This is a genomic window from Streptococcus penaeicida, from assembly GCF_002887775.1.
Taxonomy (GTDB): domain Bacteria; phylum Bacillota; class Bacilli; order Lactobacillales; family Streptococcaceae; genus Streptococcus; species Streptococcus penaeicida.
Map to the genome: position 1 here is coordinate 1 of NZ_LOCM01000010.1, position 25,679 is coordinate 25,679.

A 25,679-nucleotide genomic window follows, 5' to 3' on the forward strand; every position below is an offset into this window, starting at 1 on the left:
GGTAGCCTTTCTAAAGTGTTTTTAGACAATTCTATTTTATCAAGACTATCGCAACCATGCAAAAAGCAACGGCAAAAACCGTTGCTTTTTTGTTATAGTCGTGTAGACTTTTGTCCCAGACTCTTTTGATTTTCTTAAAAGAAGGGGTTGTAATGTTTTTCTTGGCCGATGCTTGTCATTTGGCCATGGCCTGGGTAGACTTTATATTGTTCTGGTTGGCTGAAAAGCTTGTCTTCAATCCCTTTGATTAATTGGTCATAGTTACCTGTTGGTAAGTCATAACGGCCAATGCTGCCTTTAAAGAGGGCATCTCCTGAGAAGATGGTTTCTTCATCATGAAAGATGAAGGAAACGCCACCGATGGAGTGTCCTGGGGTCTCAACAACTTGGAAGTGAAAGTCGCCAATTGTATATGGTTTTTGATATTGGAGCAGTTGTTCTGCAGGTTTACAGATAACATCAGGGATATCGGCATGGCGGATATGTCCCGATAAATTGTCTTTCGGGTTAAAGAGCCAAGAAGCTTCTAAAGCTGAGACGTAGACGTCAGGCTGATTGAAAGCTTCTCTAACAGCTTCAAGACTCATAATATGATCATAATGAGTATGGGTTAAGAGGATAGCTTGAACTGGCTTTTCAAGCTTTTTGATTTTCTTCAAAATACCTTTGGTGTCACTACCAGGATCTATTACTAAAACTCCTGTATCGTTTTCGACAAGGTAAGTGTTCTCATTAGCGACATCATTTGTGATGGTTGTTATTGTCATCATTGCTTTTAAAACTCCGTTCGTCGATTTTTGGATCTTTTGTAAATGCTTATGAAAAGAGATGTTGGAGGAAATGAGGGAAAGTTTTTGACCAAACGCCTTCGTTATGGATGGCCCCCTCCACAATCTCTAATTTTACCTGATTGGGATCTAAGCCACCATTAATAAGGGTCTGGTAATAATTTTTACTATTATCGATATAAATTTGATTTTCTTCAGGACTGGCTTTCTGACCGGCCTTATCCATTTCATTAGTCCCAACTTGAATATAAACTTTGGTTTTCTTATTCAGCGGGTTTTGACGGCAGAAATCGAGAAATGCATTCTCACTGACCCAAGATGCGATTGAGAAAATCCCAAGTCCGCTGAAAAGGTCGGGGTAGCGACTTGCTGTGTAGGCTGAAATCAGTGCACCCATGGAGGAACCGGCTATATAAGTCTTTTCAGCAGTTTTTTCGGTTCTATAATTAACATCAATAATTGGTTTAAGCTCTGTGACTAACCATTCTGCATAGCTTTGGCCATTTCCCGAATAACGAGGAATGGTATAGCCTAAGTTCTGCTCGATTGGAAAAGGAGCATATTCTGGAAGGCGGTAGGCTCCAGCATGGTCTATGGCAACCACAATGATTTGTGGCCATTTGGGTGAGTTCAGGGTTTCCAAGAGTCCCCAAGATTTGCCTGAATAGGATTCCTGGTCAAAAAAGAGATTTTGGCCGTCATGCATGTAAAGTACGGGATATCGCCTTTCCGAATCCTTATCATAGTCTTTGGGTAATAAGACTTGCACCCGTCGTTCTTCCTTGTTGAATGGCAGAGCAAAATAGTGGGTTTTCAGTTGAGCTAAAGACTCCTTCATTGCGTCTTTTCCTTTCTTAAATTTTCTGCTTCATTATAACATGAATTGCCATTTCAATGAACACCTTTGCAAATAAATTCCTGCCTTTGCTTTGCTTTAAAGATGACTTGGAAGCATAAGCATAGCTAAAAAATGGTATAATAAACTTACTATGACAGAAAAATGGACAAAATATGCGGTCATCGATTTAGAAGCCACCAATGCTGGTCTCGATGCGCGAATTATACAAATAGGAATTGTGATTATTGAAAACAATGAAATCACTCAGACTTTTCAAACCGATATCAATCCACATGAAAAACTTTCACAACACATTAAATCATTAACAGGAATTACAGATCAACAGTTAGAAAAAGCGCCCGAGTTTTCGCAAGTGGCAGCAAAGATTTATGAACTGATTGAAGATTGTGTCTTTGTAGCTCATAATGTCTCTTTTGATGCTAATCTTCTGGCAGAAGCTCTTTTTTTTGAGGGCTATGATTTACTGACACCGCGCGTGGATACGGTTGAATTAGCTCAAGTCTTCTTTCCTGATTTTGAAAAATACAATTTGGGACACTTGGCTGAGAATATGGACTTAGACTTGACTAATGCTCACACAGCGATCGATGATGCCATGGCGACAGCTCAACTTTTTATTAGGATATTGGAAAGGATTGCCAGTCTCCCCAAAGAATGCTTGCAGGTCATGCAACTTTACGCAGACAGCCTTATTTTTGAAAGCGGCCAGCTGATTTCACAGGCTCTTGAGCAGGCAGAAAGTTATGATGCTCAGTCCTATGACCTTGTAGAAGGTATCCTATTAGCCAAAAAAGCAAGGCCTCAAAAGCCTTTTAAGTTATCTAAGGATTTTAGTATCAATACAGCAATCTTGGGTTTAGACAATCGTCCACTTCAAAATCAATTTGCTAATCTTATCCAAGAGAGTTTGTCCATTCCTCAAGCTAGCTTTATTCAGGCTCAGGCAGGGATTGGTAAAAGTTATGGTTACCTCCTACCTCTTTTAGCTCATAGTCAAGAGGACCAGCAAATTTTTGTGTCAGTTCCAACAAAAATTCTTCAGGATCAATTGATGGCCCAGGAATTAAGTCGGATTGAAGAAGCCTTTCATATTTCATGTCACAGCATTAAGGGACCTGCCAATTACCTTAAACTAGATGCATTTTTTGAGAGTTTAAAAAAACGGGATGATAATCGTCTAGTCAATCGTTTTAAAATGCAACTGTTAGTCTGGCTGTTGGAAAGCACAAGTGGTGATTTAGATGAAATTAAGCAAAAGCATCGTTTTGCATCTTATTTTGATAGCATTAGACATGATGGCGAACTGAAAAAATCCTCCCCCTTTTATGATTATGATTTCTGGTTAAATAGCTATGAGCAGGGTAAAAGGGCTAAAGTACTTCTAACAAATCATTCTTATTTTCTTCATAGAGTGGAAGATGATAAAGCCTTTGCCCGCGATAAACTATTAGTTTTTGATGAAGCGCAAAGGTTGCTCTTGCAATTGGATCAGTTGTCTCGCAAACAAGTTAATTTACAAGAATTAATGCAGCGTCTGATAACAGCCAAAGAAGCAGCTGATACTATTTTAGAGAAGAGACTTCTCGAAAGTTTACTCTTTGAATTAGACAATCTGGTTAGTCACTATCATGCTGATCAGCTATCTGATATGGAAATTACGATTTCTCAACAGTTACCACAATTAGTTAAAGAATTAGATGCTCAAAAATTTTCTGATTTACATGATTTCTTCAGATATCAAGAAGCTGATTATTGGATTAGTTGTGAACGAAGAGGTGAAAAACGGATTAGCTACCTCAATACCAGTAGCCAGCGCTTTATTAATTTCAAGAGTTTACTACCTGAAACACAGAAAAATTATTTTGTATCAGCTACCCTTGATATCAGTCATCATGTCCATATCGCTCAATTGTTAGGTTATGACGATTATAGTTACGCAAAACTAGCTAAAGAAAAGAGTCAGCAACAAAAAGTAATTGTTGACACTGATATGCCCATTATTACAGAAGTTGACGAAGAGACATACAGTCAAGCCATTGCTAAGCGCTTATACCTCTTAAACCAAGAAGGGAAACCAATTCTTGTTCTTTTCCACTCACGTAAACAGATGTTAATGGTATCTGACATCCTAGACCAATGGCACCTTGGCATTTAACCCAAGAAAAAAATGGCAGTCCCTATGCCATCAAAAAACGTTTTGACCGTGGCGAGCAGTCGATGTTACTTGGAATGGGAGCTTTTTGGGAAGGTGTTGACTTTGTTCAATCCGATCGCATGATTGAAGTTATTTGCAAATTGCCTTTCGAAAATCCCGAAGATCTCTATGTTAAAAAAATGAGTGCTTATTTAGTAAGCCAAGGCAAAAAACCATTTAATGATTATTTTCTACCATTTGCTATCTTAAAATTAAAGCAGGCTATCGGTCGAACCATGCGGCGCCAAAATCAAAAGTCCTTAGTGCTGATTTTAGACGGTCGAATTCTAACCAAATCATATGGTGATCTGATCTTTAAGAGTTTAAATGAGGATTTTCTGATAAGTTGTGAAAAATTTGTCGATTCCATACGAATTAGCCGAGAATTTTTGCTATAATAGAAAAGAAAATCAGTAAGAGTGCTTGATATTCATAGTGTTTCGCTCTAGTTAAAGACAATTTCTTCTGAGCCAGTGGCTTAGAAGAAAATTTATGTTGAAAAACAAGTGCTATTTGCTATAATTGAAATACGTCTAAAATAGCTGATAAACAAGCAGGAGGGGTTATGACCAAGCTATCTAAGAGAGTTTTAGAAATGGAAGAAAGTGCTACTTTGGCTGCTGGTGCTAAAGCCAAAGCTTTAAAAGCACAAGGCCGAGACATTTTGAGCCTGACTTTAGGAGAACCAGACTTTGTAACACCTAGTAATATTCAAGAAAAAGCCATTGAATCCATTACTAACGGTACAGCAAGTTTTTATACAGTAGCAAGTGGCATGCCTGCCTTAAAAGACGCCATTGCCAATTACATGGAAAACTTTTATGGCTACCAAGTTGCTCATAATCAAATTGTAGCTGGAACTGGTGCTAAGTTTATTCTTTATGCTTTCTTCATGGCAGTTCTTAATCCTGGTGACCAAGTCATTATTCCAACCCCATATTGGGTTTCTTATTCTGATCAAGTTAAAATGGCAGAAGGTCAACCTGTTTTTATCGACTGTTTAGCAGATAATCACTATAAAGTGACAGTGGAACAATTAGAAGCAGTTAGAACTGAAAAAACTAAGGTCATCCTGCTTAATTCTCCTTCCAATCCAACTGGTATGATATACGATAAAGCCGAGCTAGAAGCAATTGGTCAATGGGCTCTGGCGCATGACATTTTAATTCTTGCCGATGATATCTACGGTCGCTTGGTATACAATGGAAACTCTTTTACAGCTATCTCAAGTCTTTCTGAGGCTATTCGCCAACAAACTATCACGGTTAATGGTGTCGCAAAAACCTATTCAATGACTGGTTGGCGTGTTGGGTTTGCAGTAGGAGACCCAGAAATTATTGCTGCTATGGCAAAAATAGTTAGTCAAACGACTTCTAACTTAAGTACAGTAGCACAATATGCAGCTATTGAAGCTTTCGAAGGTGACCAGTCTTCCGTTGAAGACATGCGTTTAGCACTTGAAGAAAGGCTCAATACGATTTATCCGCTATTGGAAGAAGTACCAGGATTTTCGACAGTTAAACCACAAGGTGCTTTCTATCTCTTTCCAAATGTATCCCAAGCAATGGCGATGACCGGATTTACGGATATTAATGACTTTACAGATGCCATTTTGGAAGAAGTTGGAGTGGCCCTAGTTTCAGGAGAAGGCTTCGGAGCGCCAGAAAATGTTCGTATGAGTTATGCGACTGATTTGGATACCTTGAAAGAAGCTGTTCGTCGCTTGAAAGACTTTATGAATAAGCACGCTAAAAAGTAAGAAAACTGAAAAATTTATAGAAAGAAAAGAGTAATATGTCAACAGAATTTGTATCAATTATCGATGTTAAAAAATATGTAGGTCAAGAAATCACAATCGGAGCATGGGTAGCTAATAAATCTGGGAAAGGGAAACTAGCCTTCCTTCAATTACGTGATGGAACAGCCTTCTTCCAAGCTGTAGCTTTTAAACCAAACTTTATTGAAAAATTTGGTGAAGAAGAGGGGGCAACTAAGTTTGATACCATCAAACGTTTAAGCCAAGAAACATCAGTTAAAGTAACAGGTATTGTCAAAGAAGATGATCGTTCAAAATTTGGTTATGAGCTTGATATCACGGACCTTGAAGTTATTGGTGAATCTGTTGATTATCCAATTACACCAAAAGAACATGGAACTGACTTCTTAATGGATAACCGTCATTTGTGGTTACGTTCACGTAAACAAATGGCTATTATGCAAATTCGCAATGCAATCATTTATGCGACATATGACTTTTTTGACCAAAATGGTTTTATCAAATTTGATAGCCCAATCCTTTCAGGAAATGCTGCTGAAGATTCAACAGAATTGTTCGAAACAGATTATTTTGGAACTCCAGCTTTCTTAAGCCAATCAGGCCAACTTTATTTAGAAGCAGGTGCAATGGCTCTTGGACGCGTCTTTGACTTTGGACCAGTTTTCCGTGCTGAAAAATCAAAAACACGTCGTCACCTAACAGAATTCTGGATGATGGATGCTGAATATTCATTCCTTAACCATGACCAGTCTCTTGACTTACAAGAAGCTTATGTTAAAGCTTTAATTCAAGGCGTTCTGGATCGTGCTCCACAAGCTCTCGAAATCTTAGAACGTGATGTTGATGCCTTAAAACGTTACATTGCTGAGCCGTTTAAACGTGTTTCTTATGACGACGCTATCTCACTTCTTCAAGAGCATGAAGCTGATGAAGATACTGATTATGAACATTTAGAACATGGTGATGATTTTGGCTCACCACACGAAACTTGGATTTCTAACTACTTTGGCGTTCCAACCTTTGTTGTTAACTATCCTGCAAGCTTTAAAGCATTCTATATGAAACCTGTTCCTGGAAATCCAGAGCGTGTCCTCTGTGCTGACTTATTGGCACCAGAAGGATATGGTGAAATCATTGGAGGATCTATGCGTGAAGACGACTATGATGCTCTTGTTGCTAAGATGGATGCTTTGGAAATGGATAAATCTGAATACGAATTCTATTTAGATTTGCGTAAATATGGATCAGTTCCTCATGGTGGTTTCGGAATTGGTATTGAACGTATGGTAACCTTCGTTGCCGGCACAAAACATATCCGTGAAGCGATTCCATTCCCACGTATGTTACACCGTATCAAACCATAATAAAGGCCAACAAAATAACAAAAAAATCATTTAAAAGTGTGAGGATTAAGTCCTCACACTTTTTTTTGACTGGTTCATTTTAGTCCAGGTTTAAGGCTTGTTTAAGTTAAAGGGTGGATAATCCATTAGGTTACATTATTAGAAATTTTTATTAATTCATTCTAAAGAGGTAACTAAAAAATAAACTAACTTACAGGAGTAAGTATTCTTTCCTTCTAGGGTAGTTAAAAGCAAAGAAAAGAAAGAGGTCAAAGATGAACAGAAAACGTTGGGTAATTGATGCTATTGATGGTGGCAAATTCCTCCCTTCAGAAGGCGTATTCCTTTATGAATTAGATGAACAATTGCAATTACTAATTATGGATGATCACCCTGACCTTGATTCGACCTCTTTTATCAGCCAGGAAAATTTAGCCAGCTATCGACTTAACTACTTGGATGAGATGATTGCTAGTGCCAAACTAAAAAATGAAGCTATTAGAGACATGATAAATGATGTTTCTAAGAATAATAATTACGCTATATTAGATGTCCAAGAACAATTGGATAGCAAAATAACATTTGGTCAACGCCTAGCTGACCAAGTTGCTCGTTTTGGTGGAACTTGGACCTTCATTATTGCCTTTGTCGTTTTTATGGTAGTTTGGATGACTTTTAATATACTAGACCCATTTGGATTAGCTTTTGACCGCTATCCCTTTATACTTTTGAATTTAGCTTTGTCAACCATTGCAGCTATCCAAGCACCTTTAATTATGATGAGTCAAAATCGGGCTTCTGAATATGACCGCTTGCAAGCTAAAAATGACTATCAAGTTAATAAAACTTCAGAAGAAGGTATCCGACTTCTCCATTCAAAAATTGATCACTTGGTTTTACAAGATCAATCTGATCTCCTTCAAATTCAAAAATTACAGACAGAAATTCTTTTATCAATTACAAAACAATTGAATCAAATGCAAATACTGGGAAACGATTCGATAACACCAGATGCAGAAGAATTGATGGACAGATTTCAAAATTAATTTAGATTAAGAAGCCTAAAATATTGGGTTTTTATTTATTTATCTTACACTTCTATTTGTAAGGTTAAAGTTCATCTCTTGTCAGCTTTCAAAAATCTAATCTATTATTCAGCTACTTTTCTATGGTATAATAGAACTGTATAGGCTTAATTTCAGAAAGGAACTTCTATCATGGTATCTCATAAAATTGATCTTGTTATTGTTACAGGAATGAGCGGAGCGGGTAAAACTGTAGCTATCCAATCTTTTGAGGATTTGGGTTATTTTACTATCGATAATATGCCGCCTACTTTGGTGCCTAAATTTCTGGAAATTTTAGAACAAACCAATGAATATGAGCGAATTGCTTTAGTCGTAGATATGCGTAGTCGTTCATTTTTTAAAGAAATCAATGCTATTTTAGATCAAATTGAATCAAATCTAAATATTTCTTTCCGCATCCTCTTTTTAGATGCTACAGATAATGAATTAGTTTCACGCTATAAAGAAACTCGTCGCAGTCATCCTCTGGCTCCTGATGGCCGAGTGATGGATGGCATTAAATTAGAGCGCGAAATGTTGGCTCCACTTAAAAGTATGAGTCAAAATGTGGTTGATACCAGTGACTTGACGCCAAGACAATTGCGCCAAACCATCAGTGAGCAATTTTCAAATGCTTCCAATACAGTCTCATTCCGTGTTGAAGTCATGAGCTTTGGCTTTAAGTATGGAATACCTTTAGATTCTGATTTGGTTTTTGATGTCCGTTTTTTACCTAACCCATATTACATTGCGGAATTGCGTGAAAAAACTGGTTTAGACCAAGAAGTCTATGACTATGTAATGGGGCATCAGGAATCAGAGGATTTCTTCCAAAACTTGCTCAACCTTATTATGCCAATTCTGCCAGGGTACCAAAGAGAAGGAAAATCATTACTCACCATTGCCATTGGTTGCACTGGAGGTCAGCATAGAAGCGTGGCTTTTGCCCATAGGCTAGCCCAAAGTATCAAAGAAGAGTGGCCAATGAATGAGAGCCATCGCGATAAAGAAAAACGTAAGGAAACAGTTAATAGATCATGAAGAAACCTAAAATAACGGTTATTGGAGGAGGAACGGGGATACCGGTCATTCTTAAGAGTTTGCGTAATGAAGAAGTGGAAATTACGGCTGTCGTCACTGTTGCTGATGATGGGGGCTCTTCAGGTGAGATTCGTAATGCCATGCAATTAACGCCACCAGGGGATTTGCGTAATGTTTTGTTGGCTATGAGTGACATGCCTCGTTTTTATGAGAAAGTTTTTCAATACCGATTTAATGGCAATGATGGTGCCCTATCTGGTCATCCTTTAGGCAATTTAATTATTGCTGGGATTTCTGAGATGCAGAATTCAACCTACAATGCTATTCAAATTTTAACCAAATTTTTCCATATTACAGGTAAAATCTTTCCCTCAAGTGAACAGGCTTTGACCTTGCATGCTGTCTTTAAAGATGGTCACGTGGTGGCTGGTGAGAGTCGTATCGCAGGTTATCAAGGAATGATTGACCATGTCTATGTGACTAACACCTATAATGATGAACAGCCTAAAGCTAGTCGCAAAGTCGTTAAGGCTATTTTAGAAAGTGATATGATTGTTTTAGGCCCAGGTTCGCTATTTACTTCAATTTTACCAAACTTAGTCATTCCAGAAATAAATGAAGCCTTGCGTGATACCAATGCTGAAGTGGTTTATATCTGCAATATCATGACCCAACATGGGGAGACTGAGCACTTCTCTGATGCAGACCACTTGTCAGTATTAAACAAGCATCTAGGTCAGGATTTGATCGATACTGTACTGGTAAACATTGAAAAAGTTCCTCAAACTTACATGAACAGCAATAAGTTTGATGAGTATCTGGTTCAAGTTGACCATGATTTCAAAGGCTTGCAAAAAGAGGCTAAAAAGATTATTTCCTCTAACTTTTTACGTTTAAAAAATGGCGGAGCATTTCATGATGGGGGCTTAGTGGTGGAAGAGTTGATGCGCTTGGTAAGGGAGCGACAACTATGAGTTTCACGACCCAAGTAAAAGAGGAGCTGATTGATCAAGCTGTCAGTGATAAGAATGAACTTTCGGCGATTATTAAATTATCAGGAAGCTTAGGTCTAAATAGTCAAGGTCTCACCCTTTCGATTACAACAGAAAATGCCCGCATTGCTCGCTACATTTATGCCCTCTTTGAAAAATTCTATGGTATTCAACCGGAAATTAAATACCATCAAAAAACTAATCTTAAGAAGAATCGGGTTTATACGGTTTTTGTCTGGAATCAGGTTGAAACAATTCTAGCTGATTTGAAATTAGCCGATTCCTTCTTTGGCATCGAAACTGGCATGGAAACTTGGATGTTAGAAGATGATGACGCTGGTCGAGCCTACCTAAAAGGCGCCTTTCTGGCTTCGGGAACCATTCGGGACCCTGAATCGGGTAAATACCAATTAGAAATTTATTCCGTTTATCTAGACCATGCTCAAGATTTGGCCCAACTCTTGCAAAAATTTATGTTGGATGCCAAGACGCTTGAACACAAAGGTGGCGCCATTACTTACCTGCAAAAAGCAGAAGATATCATGGACTTTTTGATTATCGTTGGGGCAATGGAAAGTAAAGAAGTCTTTGAATCGGTTAAAATGATGAGAGAAGCGCGGAATGATATTAATCGAGCAAATAATGCGGAAACGGCTAATATTACTAAAACCATTAACGCTAGTATGAAAACTATTAATAACATTATCAAGATAATGGATACAGTTGGCTTGGAGACTTTGCCCCTTGAGTTACAGTCGATTGCTCAAATTCGCATTAATCATCCCGATTACTCGATTCAGCAGATTGCGGATAGTTTAGAAACGCCACTGTCTAAAAGTGGGGTTAACCACCGTCTGCGCAAATTGAATAAAATTGCAGAAGATTTATAGTCTGTGAGCTGCTTATCTAATATGCGGTCGGAAAGTGAATTCTGCTAGCGCAGCCAGATGTCCGTCTGGTTTTGTGCTTACTAATAAAATTTAAAGGAGAAATAATATGGCCTGTACTACGATTTTAGTAGGAAAAAAAGCTTCTTATGACGGTTCGACTCTTGTGGCTCGAACTGAAGATTCTCAAAATGGCGATTTTACGCCCAAGAAAATGGCCTTAGTGACGGCTAAAGAGCATCCTCGTCACTACCAGTCTGTTTGTTCAAAATTCTCAATTGAATTGCCAGAAAACCCTTTAACCTATACTTCAATTCCTGATGCTTTAGGGAAAGATGGTATTTGGGGTGAAGCAGGGGTTAACTCAGAAAATGTGGCCATGAGTGCTACGGAAACTATTACCTCAAATGCGCGTGTGCTTGGGGCAGATCCCCTTGTTGAAGATGGGATTGGTGAAGAAGATATCTTTACCTTAGTTTTGCCTTATATTAAAACAGCGCGAGAAGGTGTTCTTCGTCTTGGTCAATTGCTAAGTCAATATGGAACTTATGAATCAAATGGGATTGCTTTTTCAGATGAAAATGAAATTTGGTGGTTAGAAACTATTGGTGGTTATCATTGGATTGCTCGCCGAGTACCAGATGACGCTTATGTAACTAACCCTAATCAATTGGGTATCGATCATTTTGAATTTAATAACCCTGAAGAATACTTGTGTTCAGAAGACTTAAAAGACTTTATTGCCAAATATCATTTGGATTTAACCTACAGTAATCAGCATTTTAACCCACGCTATGCTTTCGGTAGCCAAAGAGATAAAGATCGTCATTACAATACACCGCGGGCTTGGATTATGCAAAAATTCCTTAATCCGGAAATTGAACAAGACCCAAGAAGTTTTGACATTCCTTGGTGTCAAAAACCCTATCGTAAAGTAACCATTGAGGATATTAAGTACGTCTTGAGTAGTCATTATCAGGACACTATTTATGATCCATATGGGCCAGAAGGAGATGCTGTTAGTCAAAGAACATTCCGTACTATCGGAATTAACCGGACTAGCCAAACGTCTATTTTGCAAGTTCGACCAAATCAGCCTAAGGAAATTGCTGCTATCCAATGGGTTGCCTTTGGTTCAATGCCATTTAATACTATCATGCCATTCTTCACCCAAGTAAATGCAATGCCAGAATATTTCACAAACACCACTGAAAATGCTTCTACGGATAATTTTTATTGGGTAAATCGCCTCATTGCAGCACTTGCAGACCCACATTTCAACCATCATGAAGCTGCTATCGAAGCTTACGCTGAAAAGACAATGGCAGCAGGGCATGCCATGATACATCGTGTGGAAGAATCAATTGCTGCAGGTGACAGTGTCAACCTAACTGAAAAGAATCAAGAAATGAGTGACTATATCCAAGTCGAAACACAAAATCTTCTAAATAAAGTCCTTTTTGATGCAAGCAACTTAATGACCAATCGTTTTAGTGTCAGTGATTAATAATAGAATTATAAGCTTTGGATGATCACCAAAGCTTTTTTAAATTAAAAAATAAAAAAACTTGCAAAAATATAATAGTGTGTTATACTTAACTAGTTAAAAATTAACCAGTTAATGAAAGAGGAGGAGTCATGAAAAAGAAAGTTCTTTTAATGATGAGTTTTGTTGGTTTGACATCAGCTTGGCAATTAAGTCAGGCCCAACAAGTTAATGCAGATGACAGTAAAGTTAAGGTAGTTACAACATTCTACCCAGTCTATGAATTTACCAAAGGTGTTGTTGGCGATGAAGGTAAAGTTAGCATGCTGATGAAAGCAGGAACTGAACCTCATGATTTCGAACCATCAACTAAAGATGTAAAGAAAATCCAAGATTCAGATGCCATTATCTATATGGATGACAACATGGAAACTTGGATTCCTGAAGTCAAAAAATCCATTAAATCAGATAAGGTTAACTATATTGAAGGAACAGGCTCAATGCTTTTAGCAGCGGGTTCAAGTGAAGAGCATGACCATGAAGGTGAAGAAGGTCATGATCATGAAGGTGAAGAAAAAGGGCATGAGCATCATGATGAACATGGTGAAGAAGAACATAGCCATAAATTTGATCCACACGTTTGGTTATCACCTTACCGTAGCATTACTGTTGTCGAAAATATTCGTGATTCTCTATCTAAAAAATACCCTAAGAAAGCTGATGTCTTTAAAGCAAATGCTGCAGCTTATATCGAAAAACTAAAAAAATTAGACAAAGAATACAGTGAAACACTTTCTTCAGCAAAACAAAAAAGTTTTGTTACACAACATGCTGCTTTTGGATATATGGCTTTAGATTATGGCTTAAACCAAATTTCAATTAATGGTGTATCAGCAGAAAGTGAACCATCAGCTAAACGCTTGGCTGAACTTTCAAAATATGTTAAAAAATACGATATTAAATATATTTATTTTGAAGAAAATGCTTCAAGCAAAGTTGCCAAAACACTGGCTAACGAAGCTGGTGTAAAATCAGTTGTTTTAAGTCCACTAGAAGGGTTAACTGACAAAGAAATCAAAAATGGTGAAGATTACTTTAGCGTAATGCGTGACAACTTAAAAGCTCTTCAATTAACCACTAAACGCGAAGGTAAAGAAATTAAACCTGAAGAAGACACAAGTAAATCTGTCTATAATGGTTATTTTAAAGATTCAGCAGTTAAAGACCGTAAGTTAAGTGACTGGTCAGGAAATTGGCAATCAGTTTACCCATACTTACAAGACGGTACTTTAGATCAAGTTATGGATTATAAGGCTAAAAAATCTAAAGGTGAAATGACGGCTAAAGAATATAAAGACTATTACGACACTGGTTATAAAACAGACGTTAACAATATCAAAATTGATGGTAAGAAAAAAACCATTACTTTTGAAAGAAACGGTGAGAAGAAGACCTTCACATATAAATATTCTGGTAAAAAAGTACTCACTTATGAAAAAGGAAACCGTGGTGTTCGTTACATGTTTGAAGCCAAAGAAGCTGATGCTGGTGAATTCAAGTACATTCAATTCTCAGACCATGCTATTGCACCAGAAAAAGCAGAGCACTTCCATATTTATTGGGGTGGAGAAAGTCATCAAAAACTTCTAGAAGAAATGGAGCACTGGCCAACATATTACGGCTCTGATTTATCAGGACGTGAAATTGCCCAAGAAATTAATGCCCATTAATAATGTTAAAAGAACTGAATTAATTTCAGTTCTTTTATTTCGGTTTTGACCTTGAAATAAGGTATTTTAAATCATTTTTGGTACAATAAAAGAAATAGAGTAACAATGAAAGTTAATAAGGAGATTGATTATGAGAAAAGTCAACAAAGTGATTTATGTCCTTCTCGCCCTCTTTTTAGGGGAGTTTGGTTTGCATAAATTTTATGCTGGTAAAAATGGCAAAGGTATCTTGTATCTAATTTTTTGTTGGACCTTGATTCCTGGATTTATTGGGGTCGTTGAAGGGATAATGGCTATCTTAACTCCGGCAGATGATGAAGGTAATATCAGAATGTAGCCGGAAAAAGACTAATAGGCATTCATTTATAATGATATAAAAAGTCAAACTTGTTTTGGCTTTTTTTTGATAGAAAAAACCACTTCTAAAGAAGAAGTGGTGATATCTTTTATTTTGCTGCGTTTTCGTCTTTGAGACCGTATTTTTTGTTGAAACGATCGACACGTCCGTCTGCTTGTGTAAATTTTTGACGTCCTGTATAGAATGGGTGTGAATCTGATGAAATTTCTACACGGATAAGTGGGTAAGTTTCACCTTCAAACTCAACAGTTTCATTGCTTTTCTTAGTAGATCCGCTAAGGAACTGGTAACCTGTAGTTGTATCTAAAAATACAACTGGACGATAATCTGGATGGATGTCTTTTCTCATCTTTAAAATAATTTCCTTTCTGCCATGCACTTGTGCCCCATAGTTATTAACCAAACTAGTGTATCAAAATTTTAGAACTTTGACAAGGCTTTTTGCCCAAAGATTAGAAAAATTTTTCTAATCAAAGAGAGCTTGCATTTCTTTATAGATTTGATCATTTTCGGCTAAACTATAAGAATTGGCACCAGAAGCTAGAGGATGACCTCCCCCCTCATGAGCTTTAGCAATCTGATTAATGACTTTGTCTTTACTACGCATTCTGACTCTATAACTACCGTCTTCATGCTCAACAAAAATAGCCCAAACAGAGACAGTATCAATTTTTCCAGGAGTTGACACAATTGCTGAGCTCTCTGCTTCGGAGACCTCAAATGCCTTTAAAGTCTCCTGACTCAGCAGTACACGAGCTACTCCATGGTCGTCGACTTCTAAATGATCAAAGACATAGCCTTGCAGCTTAGCAATTTTATATGGGAAAGAATCCATTTGGCGGGAAATGGCAGCAAAGTCAAAGTTGTATTCTCTAAGTTTAGCCGCAATAGCAAAAGTCTTAGCTGTCGCTGCAGGATACAAAAAGCGACCAGTATCGCCAACAATTCCAGTATAGAGGTGTTGGGCTGTTAAATTGGAAAGCTTTAGCTTGAGACTGAAAGCCATATCGGCAATGATTTCACTGGCACTTGAAGCAGTCGTATCGACCAGTACAATATCTCCATAAACGTCGTCATTAGGGTGGTGGTCAATTTTAATCAAAAATTTCCCGGTATCATATTTAGGGTTATCAATACGAGGACGATTGGCTGTATCTGTAACAATGACCAAGGCATCTTGGTAGTCCGACTCAACAACATGATCCATTTGAGCTATCCAAGCCAAACTAGGTTCATCGAAACCAGTTGCCAAAACTCTTTTTTCAGGAAAGTTTGCCAAAATAAGTTCTTTTAACCCCATTTGACTGCCAATGGCATCTGGGTCTGGGTTTTGATGACGGTGAATGATAATGGTTTGGTATGTCTTGATTTGTTCTAAAATATCTTGAAAAATAGTCATTTTGCCTCTAATCTTTTTTAATCATATCAATATGGGGGATATCGTCTTCTAGGTAGACATCAGAAGTAGCGACAAAGCCAAAGGAGCCGTAGAAGCTTTCCAAATAGGCTTGTGCTTGGGCGTAAACTGGTTTTGTAGGGTAAGTTTCAGCGCAATAGTTTAGGGCTTTTTCGACTAGCTCACGACCTAAGCCATCTTTACGGTAGTCTTGACTAACTAAAACCCGGCCTAACTTGATTTCTTTTTCAGTTTCGATTAAGCGACAATAGGCCATTATCTGTCCATCTTGATCTGTTTTAAAGAAATGCATGGCAGTTAGGTCCAAATCATCAATTTCAGGGTAAGGACATTCTTGTTCAACGACAAATACGTCAACCCGCGCTTTGAGGAACTTGAATAATTCATCAGTAGTGACTTGTTCAAAGGGTTTAATAGTCCACATGGTGCCGACCTCTCTAGTTTTAAGATGTCATTATTATACCACATAAGTTATGGATATTTAAAGAAAAAGTAAAAATTATGGTATAAATATTCAAAAAACTCTTGACTTGTGAATATTTATGTTATAAGATAGGTGTCAAACATTAAAGGAGTAGTATATGACTTATAAAAAATTAATTTTATCAACACTTGGACTTGCCACTATTATTAGTTTATCTGCATGTTCTGGCCAATCGAGCAAGGATACAGAAGATAAGGTAAAAGATAAGGGGACTTTAGTTGTTGCTGTTAGCCCTGACTATGCCCCTTTTGAATTTCAAACACTACAGAATGGTAAAAATACCATTGTTGGAGCAGATATTAGTTTGGCCCAAGATATAGCTAAAGAACTTGATGTTAAGTTGAAATTATCACCAATGAGTTTTAATAATGTTCTTTCAAGCCTCCAGTCAGGAAAAGCTGATATTGCGATTTCTGGTATTTCTTATACAAAGGAACGGGCCAAGGTTTATGATTTTTCAGACTCCTATTATGACACTGAAAATGCTATTGTCATCAAGAAAGAAAATGCTGATAAATTAAAGGACATAGCAAGTTTAGCTGGTAAAAAAGTTGGCGCTCAGAAAGCAAGTATCCAAGAAAACTTAGCAAAAAACCAGTTGAAAGACTCTAACATTGTTAGCTTGACGGACATGGGTGAAGTGGTTAATGAATTGAAAAATGGCCAATTGGACGCTATCACAATGGATGGACCAGTGGCGACAGGCTTTGTAGCCAAAAATAAGGACTTGATGGTTGTTAACTACACCTTTAAAACCAATAATGCAGACTCTAAGGTTGTTGCCATGCCAAAGGGGTCTAGTAAACTAAAGAAAACTATAAACAAGGTTGTTAAAAAAGTTAAGGGTAATACCTTTAAATCATACATCGACAAAGCCGCAACCTATACAGAAGCTAAATAAGGGTAATAGCTTATGAAAATAAAAGGCTTAAGACAGGTTAGTCCCTTTGTGCCAGGGGAACAACCCCAAGAGCAAAAACTGATAAAATTGAATACCAATGAAAATCCCTATCCTCCAAGTCCAAAAGTTAAAAAGGCTTTGAAAGATTTTGATGTGGACCAATTGAAATATTATTCACCAGTTGAACAGGATGATTTACGACAAGCCATTGCGGACCATTTAGGAGTGAATAAAGAAATGGTTATTATTGGCAGTGGCAGTGATGAAGTCCTATCCATGTCCTTCCTTGCTTTCTTTAATAACCCCCAAGCTATTCTCTTTCCAGATTTGACTTATGGCTTTTATAAAATCCTAGCTAACCTCTATGGAATTCCCTATCATGAAATTCCTTTGGAGGATGATTTCACATTATCCAATCACGGCTATTTACAGGATAATGGTGGTATTGTTTTGGTAAATCCAAATGCACCAACTGGATTTGGGAAACCCCTCTCAGAAATTGAAGCTATTCTCAAAGCCAACCCTCAGGTAATGGTTATCGTTGATGAAGCCTATATAAACTTTGGTGGACAGACAGCCCTCCCCTTGCTAAAAGATTATCCAAATCTTTTCATCATCCGAACTTTTTCTAAAGATGCTTCCTTAGCTGGACTACGAGTTGGCTACGGCATTGGTCACCCCCAAATCATCGACCTTATGAAAGCCATTAAAGATTCAGTCAATCCTTATAATTTGGATAGTATTGCTGAAGTTTTAGCCAAAGCAGCCATTGAGGATTGGGCATATTACGAAAAAACCATTGCATCTATTTGCCAAACAAGGGATTGGTTTAAACAGGAGCTTGAGAAAATGGATTATACCGTTCTTCCAAGTCTTACTAATTTCCTTTTGGTTAAGCCGCAAGGCATTGCATCCAGCGACCTCTATCAGCACTTAAAAGAGCACCATATCTATACCCGCTATTTTGCGGATGCGATTAGAATCAAAGATTATCTCCGCATCTCAATCGGTAGCCAGAGTGATATGGAAACAGTATTGAAAGTTTTACAGGCATTAAAAAAATGATGGACTCAGCCATCATTTTTTTAATTGATTTCTGTTAAAGAAATGTCAAGAGCCCGTTTGACCGCAGGACGATCAGCAATTCGAGCTGTCCACTCTTGTAAGTGTTGGTATTGACTAACATTTAGAAATTGAGCAGCCTTAGGATAAATTTTATCCTGGCTCAATCGACCATACCAAGACCTAATAGCGATATCAGCTATACTGTATTCATCTCCTGCAATGTAGTCTTTTTTGGCTAACTCTTTATCTAAAAGGTCTAATTGTCGTTTGGTTTCCATTGTATACCGGTTATTAGGGTATTCCAATTTTTCTGGAGCATAATGGAAGAAGTGACCGAAACCGCCACCTACAAATGGAGCAGCCCCCGTTTGCCAAAAGAGCCAATTCAAAACTTCTGTCCGTTGACGCCAGTCAGAAGAAATTAAGATTTGATATTTGTCAGCCAAGTAAAGCAAGATATTAGCTGACTCAAAAATGTTTACTGGTGCATCTAAGCTTTGATCTACGAGAGCAGGGATTTTGGAATTTGGGTTGATTGCGACGAAGTCAGATCCAAACTGGTCACCTTTACCAATATTAATTTTGAAGGCATCGTATTGAGCTTCCTCAATACCTAACTCTTTCAATTCTTCCAACATAATCAGCGGTTTAATGCCATTTGGCGTTGCAAGGGTATAAAGTTGAAAGGCTGCTTGACCTTTTGGTAATTCCTGTTGAAAACGACTTCCTGCCGTCGGTTGATTGCCATCTTCAGGCTTAGCCGTATTTTCCCAAACCTCAGGTAAATGATATTCTGTCATATGCTTTTTCTCCTTGTTTATTCTTAAAGTCATGATATCAAAAAAGAGACGCTAAAACAAAAAATTAAATTGACTGAAAGTGAACAAAAGTAGTGAGGGATGAAAAAAGTCAAAAATTTACTTTAAAAGGTGAAAGTTGACTTGTAAGTCAGGACTAATAATATGGTATGATAATAAAAATACTTTTGGAGGTCAGCTATGGATATTGAAATGATTCGAAATTTAGCCAAGACAGAGTTGCATTGTCACCTAGACGGTTCTCTTTCCTTACCCATGATACGGCAGTTAGCCGACTTAGCTCAAATTAGTCTGCCTAAAGAGGATCAGGAGCTTAAACAACTTGTGACAGCGCCAGCCAAATGTCAGTCATTAATGGATTATTTGAGGACTTTTGATGTTATCCGACCTCTCTTACAAACAAGTCAGGCTTTAACGTTAGCTACTTACGATGTCATCAGGCAGGCAGTCCAAGAGAATGTCATTTATATTGAAATTCGTTTTGCACCTGAACTTTCCATGGATAAGGGCCTATCTGCTAGCCAAGTGGTAGAAGCTGTTTTGATGGGGATTGCTAAGGCCGAAGCTGATTTTCCAATTATGGCTCGGGCTATCGTTTGTGGTCTTCGACAATCCTCCATAACTTTATGTCAAGAAATATTTTCGCAAACCATCGAATGGGCAGATAAGGGACTAGTTGGCTTTGATTTTGCAGGGAATGAAGCCGATTTTCCACCAGGTTATTTAGCGGACATCATTAAAGAAACGCAAAAATTAGGACTTCCTTTTACCCTTCATGCCGGAGAGTGTGGTTGCCCACAGAATATCAATGATAGCATTGAATTAGGCATTAAACGACTTGGCCATGCGACCGCTATCCAGGGACAAAAAGAACTCTTAGATAAGGTTCTTTCCCAGGAAGTCTGTCTGGAATTATGTTTAACCAGTAATTTACAAACCAAGGCAGCAAAAACTCTGGCGGATTTTCCCTATCTCTTTTTGCAAAAAGCTGGCGCTAACATTTCCATCAATACAGATAATAGAACCGTCTCCGATACCAATTTAACGAAAGAGTACCAGCTTTATCAGAAGCATTTTGCAACCACAGTTAGTGAATTCTATCAGCACAATCAAGCTGCCATCGAGGCCTCCTTTACAAGCAAGGCTGAGAAAAAACTCCTATTAAAGCAGTTAGCATTAGCTTATGACCAATATCTCTAAAATGCGGATGCTTTTCTCCAAAAGTTATGGTAAAATAAGAGCAGTTTAGTTTTTGGAGGAAATTATGGCATTAGCAAAGATCGTCTATGCCAGCATGACCGGAAATACTGAAGAAATCGCTGATATTGTAGCCAGTAAGTTGCAAGAATTGGGACATGACGTTGAATGTGACGAGTGTACCTCAGTTGATGCTTCAGAATTTGAAGATGCTGACATAGCAATTGTTGCAACTTATACTTATGGTGATGGTGATCTGCCCGATGAAATCGTAGACTTCTATGAAGATTTACAAGATTTAGATTTGTCAGGTAAAATTTATGGTGTAGTCGGTTCTGGCGATACCTTTTATGATTATTTTTGTAAATCAGTTGATGAATTTGAGGAGCAGTTTGCTCTGACAGGTGCCATCAAGGGTGCGGACTCTGTTAAAGTGGATTTGGCAGCCGAAGATGAAGACATTGACAATTTAGAAGCATTTGCGGAAGCTATCTCTAAGGCAATGGATAACCTATAAGTCATTTGTTGAATAGAATGAGAATACTAGGGAAACCTAGTATTTTTTCATAACTTGTTTTGTCCTTAGATTTTTCTTATAATAAGAGGATAGTATTGAAAGGAAGTCGTAATGGATTTAAAAGAGATTCGTCCCCAAATTGATGCCATTGACCGTCAACTCGTCGCTTTAATGGAAAAAAGAATGGACTTGGTTCAAGCTGTAGCCGACTATAAAAAAGAACATGGGCTTTCTGTCCTTGATAGTGGTCGAGAAAAACAAGTGCTTGATAAAGTTGCCAGTCATATTCAAACAAAAACTTATGAGGAAACGATATTAGAGTCAATGCAAGCCATCATGGATCTGTCTAAAGCCTACCAAGTTAAAAGGATGGATTTAAATGACTAAAACAAAACTAATAGACCAACTTTTTATTTGCATTCTAGCTTTACTCATCGGATTAATAGTTGGTTGTATCGACTTTATTTTTGGTCAAGGCTTACTTTTGATTTCGGCTTTTAGGACTCAACATTTCATCTACCTCATCCCATTTTTAGCCTTAGCAGGATTAGCCATGACTTATCTATATCAGCGTTTTGGTGGAAAAGCTAAGGCAGGCATGGCCCTTGTTTTTGAGGTGGGCCATGGACGGGAAAAAGAGATTCCTCTTGTTTTAATTCCTCTCATTACAATCTCCACTTGGCTGACGCACCTCTTTGGTGCCAGTGCCGGTCGAGAAGGAGTAGCAGTCCAAATTGGTGCCACTGTTTCTCATTTCTTTTCCAAATACATTAAGAGTGAAAATAGTTCCCGTCTCTTTTTAGTTATGGGGATGGCAGCTGGTTTTGCCGGTCTTTTCCAAACTCCGACTGCAGCTATTCTATTTGCCATTGAGCTTTTATTAATTAATCATATTTATTTCTCAGCCCTTGTTCCAACAGTAATAGCAGCCTTCACAGCCTCCTATACCAGTCATTTTTTAGGTTTAGAGAAATTTGAAGTCATGCTTACCAATGCTCCAAGTCTAACTTTGGAACTTTTTATTAAATTAATGGTATTAGGTCTCATTTTTGCCTTTGCCGGTAATAGTTTTGCCATCAGTTTAGCTAAAATGAAAACCAAATTGGCCAAACTGATTGAAAATCCTTATAAGCGAATAGCTATGGTGGGATTGGGCTTGAGCATCTGTTTAACAGTGATGCATTTTGGTCGCTACAGTGGACTGGGAACAAACTTGATAGCGGACACCTTTGCTGGAAAAGAAATCTATGCTTATGATTGGTTCTTTAAATTGTTATTTACGGTCATCACTATTGCAGCCGGTTATCAAGGTGGCGAAGTGACACCACTCTTTGCCATCGGAACAACTCTCGGAGCCGTTTTAGCACCACTATTTGGATTACCCATTGAAATGGTTGCCGCCCTTGGCTATGTAGCTGTTTTTTCTAGCGCCACCAATACCTTCTTTGGACCGCTCTTTATCGCCTTTGAAGTCTTCGGACCAGACCATTTTGTCCTTTTCTTTATCACACTTGTTTTTGCATACAGCATTGACCGTAAACACAGTATTTACAATAAGCAAGAAAGTCTTAGCTTGCCAAAATAACGCTTTACAGAGCTCGAAAAGTGTGGTAAAATATCCTTTGTGTGTAATGGACACATAAAATTACGGCTAATCCGCTTAGACAGTCAAGCTCGCTCTAAAGATTAGTAAGATAGGAGAATAGAAAAAATGAATCCATTAATCCAAAGTTTGACTGAAAGTCAATTACGCTCTGATATTCCTGAGTTCCGCGCTGGGGACACTGTACGCGTTCACGCGAAAGTTGTCGAAGGTACTCGCGAACGTATCCAGATCTTTGAAGGTGTTGTTATTTCACGTAAAGGTCAAGGAATCTCAGAAATGTACACAGTACGTAAAATCTCTGGCGGTATCGGAGTAGAACGTACATTCCCAATCCACACTCCACGTGTTGATAAAATTGAAGTTATCCGTTACGGTAAAGTACGTCGCGCTAAACTTTACTACTTACGTGCATTACAAGGTAAAGCAGCACGTATTAAAGAAATCCGTCGTTAATCTAAGTTACTAAGGGCGTTAAAACCGCGAAAAGAAAATAGGAAATTGGCGCAGTGTCCTTGGACACAAGACAATTTATCTTTTTCTCGAAGCGGTTAGCCCGAGTACGATTCGGCAAATCAAGTCTCCTGAGGGAGGCTTTTTTTGAACTCCGAATTCCTAAGATGCAAAGGCCGTCAAACGAGCCCCGCAAAAATAGGAATCTTGACGCAGAGTCACAGGACTCTAGGAGAGATTATCTTTTTTGCTCAGCTCGTAGGCAGTGCTCAATTACGACAAGAAAGCTCATCAGAAATGGTGGGTTTTTTCTTTTGTTGATTTTAGTAAGTGAAATAAAATGAAATGCTATTTGTTGAAAAAATCAGTTTAATAGTCCTTTACAAAATTTTTACTATTTTTAAAACGGTTTTAGTTTTTTCATAAGACAGGTCTGTGATAAAATATAGTGAAGTAAAAATAATTTGTTAAGGAAAATATATGACAGATAAAAAAAGAGTAGCACCTATTGTAATGTCAGATCTTCGAAAAGAGATCATCAGAATGCCAGAGGTTATTTCTGAATGTTCTGGTATTTTTATTTACGGACGTCGTATCCGTTCCGTCTTATTTAGTACTGATGTTGCAATTATCGCTAATAGTAATGCTGACGCTGTTTTGGCTGTTTATCCCTTTACGCCACACCCAGCTATTTTGAAGTCAATTATGATTGCATCGACCGTTCCAGTTTTGGCAGGAGTTGGTGGCGGTTTAACCACAGGTTTTCGCTCTGCCAATATGAGTTTGTTTTCTGAATCAGAAGGTGCTTATGCAGTTGTTGTTAACGGGCCAACTAAGATAGAAACGATAAGAGATATTGAAGATTTTATTGATATTCCAATCATTTATACGGTTGTTACGGAACATTCTGATATTGCCGGACGCATTGCTGCTGGTGTTGATATTTTAAATGTTTCTTGCGGACCAGATACTCCTCGAGTTGTACGTGAAATTCGAAAATCCTTTCCGGATTTTCCCATTATGGCTACTGGAGGACCGACTGATGAGACGGTCAAAGCTGTCATTGAAGCAGGTGCAAATGCAGTAACGATAACACCCCCAACTAATGGTGATCTCTTTAAAAAGAAAATGGTTAAGTACCGTGAGAGTCAAGAAGACTAGTCAATTTAACCTTGCATTTCTCAATTTTCTAAGCTACAATAGATAAGGTATTCTTGCCTTAGGCTCCTTAGTTCAATGGATATAACAACTCCCTCCTAAGGAGTAGTTGCAGGTTCGATTCCTGCAGGGGCCATTTCTGAAAAAGCTTTAATAGTGACCAAATTTTTGGTCCTTTTTTCATTTTTCAGCTGTCTTGTAAGTGTTTAGTGAAAATGACTTGTAAAGTTTTGTCATGATAAAGAAAGTAGGGTTAAATGGCATCTCCAAAGAGAAATCTAGAAAATAAATATGATTATGGCATTATTATTCCGGTGTCTTGTCTTCTTGTGATTGGCCTGGTTTCCATTTTTGTGGCAACCTACCATGATTATCCCCATTTGTTGGCTAAAGTAATGATCCAACAAGTTTTATGGATTGCATTTGGTTCTTTTTTAGCCTATATTCTGATGTTTTTCACGACCAAATTTTTGTGGAAATTGACGCCCTTATTCTATTTACTTGGAATTGCTTTAATGGTTTTACCTCTCTTCTTTTTTAGTCCCCAGTTAGTTGCTGCTACGGGTGCTAAAAATTGGATTACCATTGGGTCAGTGACTCTCTTTCAACCATCAGAATTTATGAAAATCTCTTTCATTCTTGTTTTAGCGCGTTTAACAGTATGGTTTAAGGGACGAAAGGAAAGAGATAGCTTCAAAGACGACTGGAAGCTGCTAGGTTTTTATGCTTTGGTAACAATACCAGTTATGGTTTTATTGGCCTTGCAGAAAGATTTAGGAACGGCAATGGTCTTTATGGCGATATTAGCGGGTGTTGTCTTAATAGCAGGTATTTCCTGGTGGCTCTTGTTGCCTATTTTGATCAGTCTGATTGTGGCAATAGCTCTCTTTTTTACAGTTTTCTTAATGCCCAATGGCAAGGAATTTTTCTTTAATTTGGGGATGGATGCTTATCAGATCAACCGGATTTCGGCTTTTTTAGCTCCTTTTGATTATTCAAAAACGATAGCCTATCAACAGACACAAAGTATGATTTCAATTGGTAGTGGTGGGATTTTTGGAAAAGGTTTTAACAAACTTGAATTACCAATTCCTGTTCGAGAAAGTGATATGATTTTCACAGTAATTGCGGAGAACTTCGGATTTATTGGTTCAGCTATTTTACTCATGTTATATTTGATTTTAATCTATCGGATGCTTAGAGTGACTTTAGAATCAAATAATTTATTTTATACCTATATTTCTACTGGTTTCATCATGATGATTCTCTTTCATATTTTTGAGAACATTGGAGCAGCATTGGGAATTTTACCCTTAACTGGTATTCCTCTACCTTTCATATCGCAAGGGGGGTCAGCTCTTATTTCCAACTTAATTGGTGTCGGTTTGATTCTATCAATGCATTATCAACATGTTTCTGCAAAAGATTTGCAAAACTATGAAAAAAAGGAAAATAATAAAGCTATGTAGAAGTAAAAATAAGGACTTGCAAGGTCTAGATTTATCGAGTTTGCAAGCCTTTTATTTTGCCTTTATACTACAAAA

24 protein-coding genes, 1 tRNA gene and 1 pseudogene are annotated in these 25,679 nt (G+C 37.8%); 20 read left to right on the plus strand and 6 right to left on the minus strand.

Translation table 11 applies throughout. The annotated features are described in order from the left end of the window. Positions 1–134 precede the first annotated feature (134 nt). A complete protein-coding gene (locus AT575_RS02090) occupies positions 135–767 on the minus strand; it encodes an MBL fold metallo-hydrolase (protein ID WP_102776970.1) in 633 nt (210 codons plus the stop codon). A 49-nt stretch (positions 768–816) separates the two neighbouring features. Beyond that, on the minus strand, positions 817–1,626 hold the full coding sequence (locus tag AT575_RS02095) for an alpha/beta hydrolase (RefSeq protein ID WP_102776943.1): 810 nt from the start codon (positions 1,624–1,626) through the stop codon (positions 817–819). 151 nt (positions 1,627–1,777) lie between these two features. Here AT575_RS02095 and AT575_RS02100 point away from each other — a divergent pair. From AT575_RS02100 to AT575_RS02145, 10 genes and pseudogenes are all read left to right on the plus strand, one after another. Next, a pseudogene (locus AT575_RS02100) lies at positions 1,778–4,239 on the plus strand (bifunctional DnaQ family exonuclease/ATP-dependent helicase). Positions 4,240–4,406: 167 nt separating this feature from the next. Continuing rightward, complete coding sequence (locus tag AT575_RS02105) at positions 4,407–5,600, plus strand: pyridoxal phosphate-dependent aminotransferase (protein WP_102776944.1); 1,194 nt, start codon at positions 4,407–4,409, stop codon at positions 5,598–5,600. A 35-nt stretch (positions 5,601–5,635) separates the two neighbouring features. Continuing rightward, positions 5,636–6,982 (plus strand): asparagine--tRNA ligase, encoded by a 1,347-nt coding sequence (asnS, locus tag AT575_RS02110; protein WP_102776945.1) that lies wholly within the window; start codon positions 5,636–5,638, stop codon positions 6,980–6,982. Between the two features lie 254 nt (positions 6,983–7,236). Further along, positions 7,237–8,007 carry a DUF1003 domain-containing protein gene (locus AT575_RS02115; RefSeq protein WP_102776946.1) on the plus strand — a complete coding sequence of 257 codons (771 nt, stop codon included), beginning with the start codon at positions 7,237–7,239 and terminating at the stop codon, positions 8,005–8,007. Positions 8,008–8,178: 171 nt separating this feature from the next. Next, complete coding sequence (gene rapZ / locus AT575_RS02120; RefSeq protein WP_102776947.1) at positions 8,179–9,069, plus strand: RNase adapter RapZ; 891 nt, start codon at positions 8,179–8,181, stop codon at positions 9,067–9,069. Then, positions 9,066–10,043, plus strand: coding sequence for a YvcK family protein (locus AT575_RS02125; RefSeq protein WP_102776948.1), 978 nt, complete (start codon positions 9,066–9,068; stop codon positions 10,041–10,043). Before rapZ ends, AT575_RS02125 begins: the two co-directional genes overlap by 4 nt. Beyond that, positions 10,040–10,951 (plus strand): DNA-binding protein WhiA, encoded by a 912-nt coding sequence (gene whiA / locus AT575_RS02130; RefSeq protein WP_102776949.1) that lies wholly within the window; start codon positions 10,040–10,042, stop codon positions 10,949–10,951. Before AT575_RS02125 ends, whiA begins: the two co-directional genes overlap by 4 nt. Positions 10,952–11,057: 106 nt before the next feature. Then, complete coding sequence (locus AT575_RS02135) at positions 11,058–12,455, plus strand: C69 family dipeptidase (RefSeq protein WP_102776950.1); 1,398 nt, start codon at positions 11,058–11,060, stop codon at positions 12,453–12,455. Positions 12,456–12,586: 131 nt separating this feature from the next. Then, positions 12,587–14,164 carry a zinc ABC transporter substrate-binding protein AdcA gene (locus AT575_RS02140; protein ID WP_102776951.1) on the plus strand — a complete coding sequence of 526 codons (1,578 nt, stop codon included), beginning with the start codon at positions 12,587–12,589 and terminating at the stop codon, positions 14,162–14,164. Between the two features lie 127 nt (positions 14,165–14,291). After that, entirely contained in the window at positions 14,292–14,501 is a 210-nt protein-coding gene (locus AT575_RS02145) for a TM2 domain-containing protein (RefSeq protein WP_217349832.1), read from the plus strand. A 109-nt stretch (positions 14,502–14,610) separates the two neighbouring features. On the opposite strand, the gene AT575_RS02150 is transcribed toward AT575_RS02145, so the two are convergent. The 3 genes from AT575_RS02150 to AT575_RS02160 all read right to left on the minus strand — a co-directional run bounded on the left by AT575_RS02150 (position 14,611) and on the right by AT575_RS02160 (position 16,363). Further along, positions 14,611–14,871, minus strand: coding sequence for a type B 50S ribosomal protein L31 (locus AT575_RS02150; RefSeq protein WP_071793392.1), 261 nt, complete (start codon positions 14,869–14,871; stop codon positions 14,611–14,613). Between the two features lie 117 nt (positions 14,872–14,988). Next, a complete protein-coding gene (locus AT575_RS02155) occupies positions 14,989–15,921 on the minus strand; it encodes a DHH family phosphoesterase (protein WP_102776953.1) in 933 nt (310 codons plus the stop codon). Positions 15,922–15,928: 7 nt separating this feature from the next. Then, the gene (locus tag AT575_RS02160; protein WP_102776954.1) at positions 15,929–16,363 is read right to left on the minus strand and encodes a GNAT family N-acetyltransferase; all 435 of its coding nucleotides are present in this window, start codon (positions 16,361–16,363) and stop codon (positions 15,929–15,931) included. 157 nt (positions 16,364–16,520) lie between these two features. Between AT575_RS02160 and AT575_RS02165 the strand changes: the two genes are divergently transcribed. Together AT575_RS02165 and hisC are read left to right on the plus strand one after the other, a co-directional pair. Then, positions 16,521–17,324 carry a transporter substrate-binding domain-containing protein gene (locus AT575_RS02165; protein WP_102776955.1) on the plus strand — a complete coding sequence of 268 codons (804 nt, stop codon included), beginning with the start codon at positions 16,521–16,523 and terminating at the stop codon, positions 17,322–17,324. 12 nt (positions 17,325–17,336) lie between these two features. Then, entirely contained in the window at positions 17,337–18,389 is a 1,053-nt protein-coding gene (gene hisC / locus AT575_RS02170) for a histidinol-phosphate transaminase (RefSeq protein WP_102776956.1), read from the plus strand. A gap of 20 nt (positions 18,390–18,409) precedes the next feature. Here hisC and yghU read toward each other — a convergent pair whose 3' ends face one another. Next, a complete protein-coding gene (yghU, locus tag AT575_RS02175) occupies positions 18,410–19,189 on the minus strand; it encodes a glutathione-dependent disulfide-bond oxidoreductase (protein ID WP_102776957.1) in 780 nt (259 codons plus the stop codon). Positions 19,190–19,399: 210 nt separating this feature from the next. On the opposite strand from yghU, the gene add reads away from it, so the two are divergent. The 8 genes from add to AT575_RS02215 all read left to right on the plus strand — a co-directional run bounded on the left by add (position 19,400) and on the right by AT575_RS02215 (position 25,604). After that, the gene (add, locus tag AT575_RS02180; RefSeq protein WP_415746915.1) at positions 19,400–20,407 is read left to right on the plus strand and encodes an adenosine deaminase; all 1,008 of its coding nucleotides are present in this window, start codon (positions 19,400–19,402) and stop codon (positions 20,405–20,407) included. Positions 20,408–20,471: 64 nt separating this feature from the next. Next, a complete protein-coding gene (locus AT575_RS02185) occupies positions 20,472–20,921 on the plus strand; it encodes a flavodoxin (protein WP_102776959.1) in 450 nt (149 codons plus the stop codon). A gap of 111 nt (positions 20,922–21,032) precedes the next feature. Beyond that, positions 21,033–21,308, plus strand: coding sequence for a chorismate mutase (locus AT575_RS02190; protein ID WP_102776960.1), 276 nt, complete (start codon positions 21,033–21,035; stop codon positions 21,306–21,308). Beyond that, positions 21,301–22,506 carry a chloride channel protein gene (locus AT575_RS02195; protein WP_102776961.1) on the plus strand — a complete coding sequence of 402 codons (1,206 nt, stop codon included), beginning with the start codon at positions 21,301–21,303 and terminating at the stop codon, positions 22,504–22,506. Before AT575_RS02190 ends, AT575_RS02195 begins: the two co-directional genes overlap by 8 nt. Before the next feature lie 126 nt (positions 22,507–22,632). Beyond that, complete coding sequence (rplS, locus tag AT575_RS02200) at positions 22,633–22,980, plus strand: 50S ribosomal protein L19 (protein ID WP_102776962.1); 348 nt, start codon at positions 22,633–22,635, stop codon at positions 22,978–22,980. 477 nt (positions 22,981–23,457) lie between these two features. After that, positions 23,458–24,138, plus strand: a complete 681-nt coding sequence (locus AT575_RS02205; RefSeq protein ID WP_102776963.1) for a beta/alpha barrel domain-containing protein — start codon at positions 23,458–23,460, stop codon at positions 24,136–24,138. Between the two features lie 61 nt (positions 24,139–24,199). Continuing rightward, a tRNA-Arg gene (locus AT575_RS02210) sits at positions 24,200–24,271 on the plus strand. A 121-nt stretch (positions 24,272–24,392) separates the two neighbouring features. Beyond that, positions 24,393–25,604 (plus strand): FtsW/RodA/SpoVE family cell cycle protein, encoded by a 1,212-nt coding sequence (locus AT575_RS02215; protein ID WP_102776964.1) that lies wholly within the window; start codon positions 24,393–24,395, stop codon positions 25,602–25,604. Positions 25,605–25,679 lie beyond the last annotated feature (75 nt).

What these genes read in the sequence shown, in the direction of transcription:
- AT575_RS02215 (WP_102776964.1), top strand. Translation starts at nt 24,393, where the DNA reads ATGGCATCTCCAAAGAGAAATCTAGAAAATAAATATGATTATGGCATT.
- AT575_RS02205 (WP_102776963.1), top strand. Translation starts at nt 23,458, where the DNA reads ATGACAGATAAAAAAAGAGTAGCACCTATTGTAATGTCAGATCTTCGA.
- AT575_RS02135 (WP_102776950.1), top strand. Translation starts at nt 11,058, where the DNA reads ATGGCCTGTACTACGATTTTAGTAGGAAAAAAAGCTTCTTATGACGGT.
- AT575_RS02150 (WP_071793392.1), bottom strand. Translation starts at nt 14,871, where the DNA reads ATGAGAAAAGACATCCATCCAGATTATCGTCCAGTTGTATTTTTAGAT.
- rplS (WP_102776962.1), top strand. Translation starts at nt 22,633, where the DNA reads ATGAATCCATTAATCCAAAGTTTGACTGAAAGTCAATTACGCTCTGAT.
- AT575_RS02115 (WP_102776946.1), top strand. Translation starts at nt 7,237, where the DNA reads ATGAACAGAAAACGTTGGGTAATTGATGCTATTGATGGTGGCAAATTC.
- AT575_RS02140 (WP_102776951.1), top strand. Translation starts at nt 12,587, where the DNA reads ATGAAAAAGAAAGTTCTTTTAATGATGAGTTTTGTTGGTTTGACATCA.
- whiA (WP_102776949.1), top strand. Translation starts at nt 10,040, where the DNA reads ATGAGTTTCACGACCCAAGTAAAAGAGGAGCTGATTGATCAAGCTGTC.
- yghU (WP_102776957.1), bottom strand. Translation starts at nt 19,189, where the DNA reads ATGACAGAATATCATTTACCTGAGGTTTGGGAAAATACGGCTAAGCCT.
- AT575_RS02090 (WP_102776970.1), bottom strand. Translation starts at nt 767, where the DNA reads ATGACAATAACAACCATCACAAATGATGTCGCTAATGAGAACACTTAC.
- AT575_RS02160 (WP_102776954.1), bottom strand. Translation starts at nt 16,363, where the DNA reads ATGTGGACTATTAAACCCTTTGAACAAGTCACTACTGATGAATTATTC.
- asnS (WP_102776945.1), top strand. Translation starts at nt 5,636, where the DNA reads ATGTCAACAGAATTTGTATCAATTATCGATGTTAAAAAATATGTAGGT.
- AT575_RS02125 (WP_102776948.1), top strand. Translation starts at nt 9,066, where the DNA reads ATGAAGAAACCTAAAATAACGGTTATTGGAGGAGGAACGGGGATACCG.
- rapZ (WP_102776947.1), top strand. Translation starts at nt 8,179, where the DNA reads ATGGTATCTCATAAAATTGATCTTGTTATTGTTACAGGAATGAGCGGA.
- AT575_RS02155 (WP_102776953.1), bottom strand. Translation starts at nt 15,921, where the DNA reads ATGACTATTTTTCAAGATATTTTAGAACAAATCAAGACATACCAAACC.
- hisC (WP_102776956.1), top strand. Translation starts at nt 17,337, where the DNA reads ATGAAAATAAAAGGCTTAAGACAGGTTAGTCCCTTTGTGCCAGGGGAA.
- AT575_RS02095 (WP_102776943.1), bottom strand. Translation starts at nt 1,626, where the DNA reads ATGAAGGAGTCTTTAGCTCAACTGAAAACCCACTATTTTGCTCTGCCA.
- AT575_RS02165 (WP_102776955.1), top strand. Translation starts at nt 16,521, where the DNA reads ATGACTTATAAAAAATTAATTTTATCAACACTTGGACTTGCCACTATT.
- AT575_RS02105 (WP_102776944.1), top strand. Translation starts at nt 4,407, where the DNA reads ATGACCAAGCTATCTAAGAGAGTTTTAGAAATGGAAGAAAGTGCTACT.
- AT575_RS02185 (WP_102776959.1), top strand. Translation starts at nt 20,472, where the DNA reads ATGGCATTAGCAAAGATCGTCTATGCCAGCATGACCGGAAATACTGAA.
- AT575_RS02195 (WP_102776961.1), top strand. Translation starts at nt 21,301, where the DNA reads ATGACTAAAACAAAACTAATAGACCAACTTTTTATTTGCATTCTAGCT.
- AT575_RS02190 (WP_102776960.1), top strand. Translation starts at nt 21,033, where the DNA reads ATGGATTTAAAAGAGATTCGTCCCCAAATTGATGCCATTGACCGTCAA.
- add (WP_415746915.1), top strand. Translation starts at nt 19,400, where the DNA reads ATGATTCGAAATTTAGCCAAGACAGAGTTGCATTGTCACCTAGACGGT.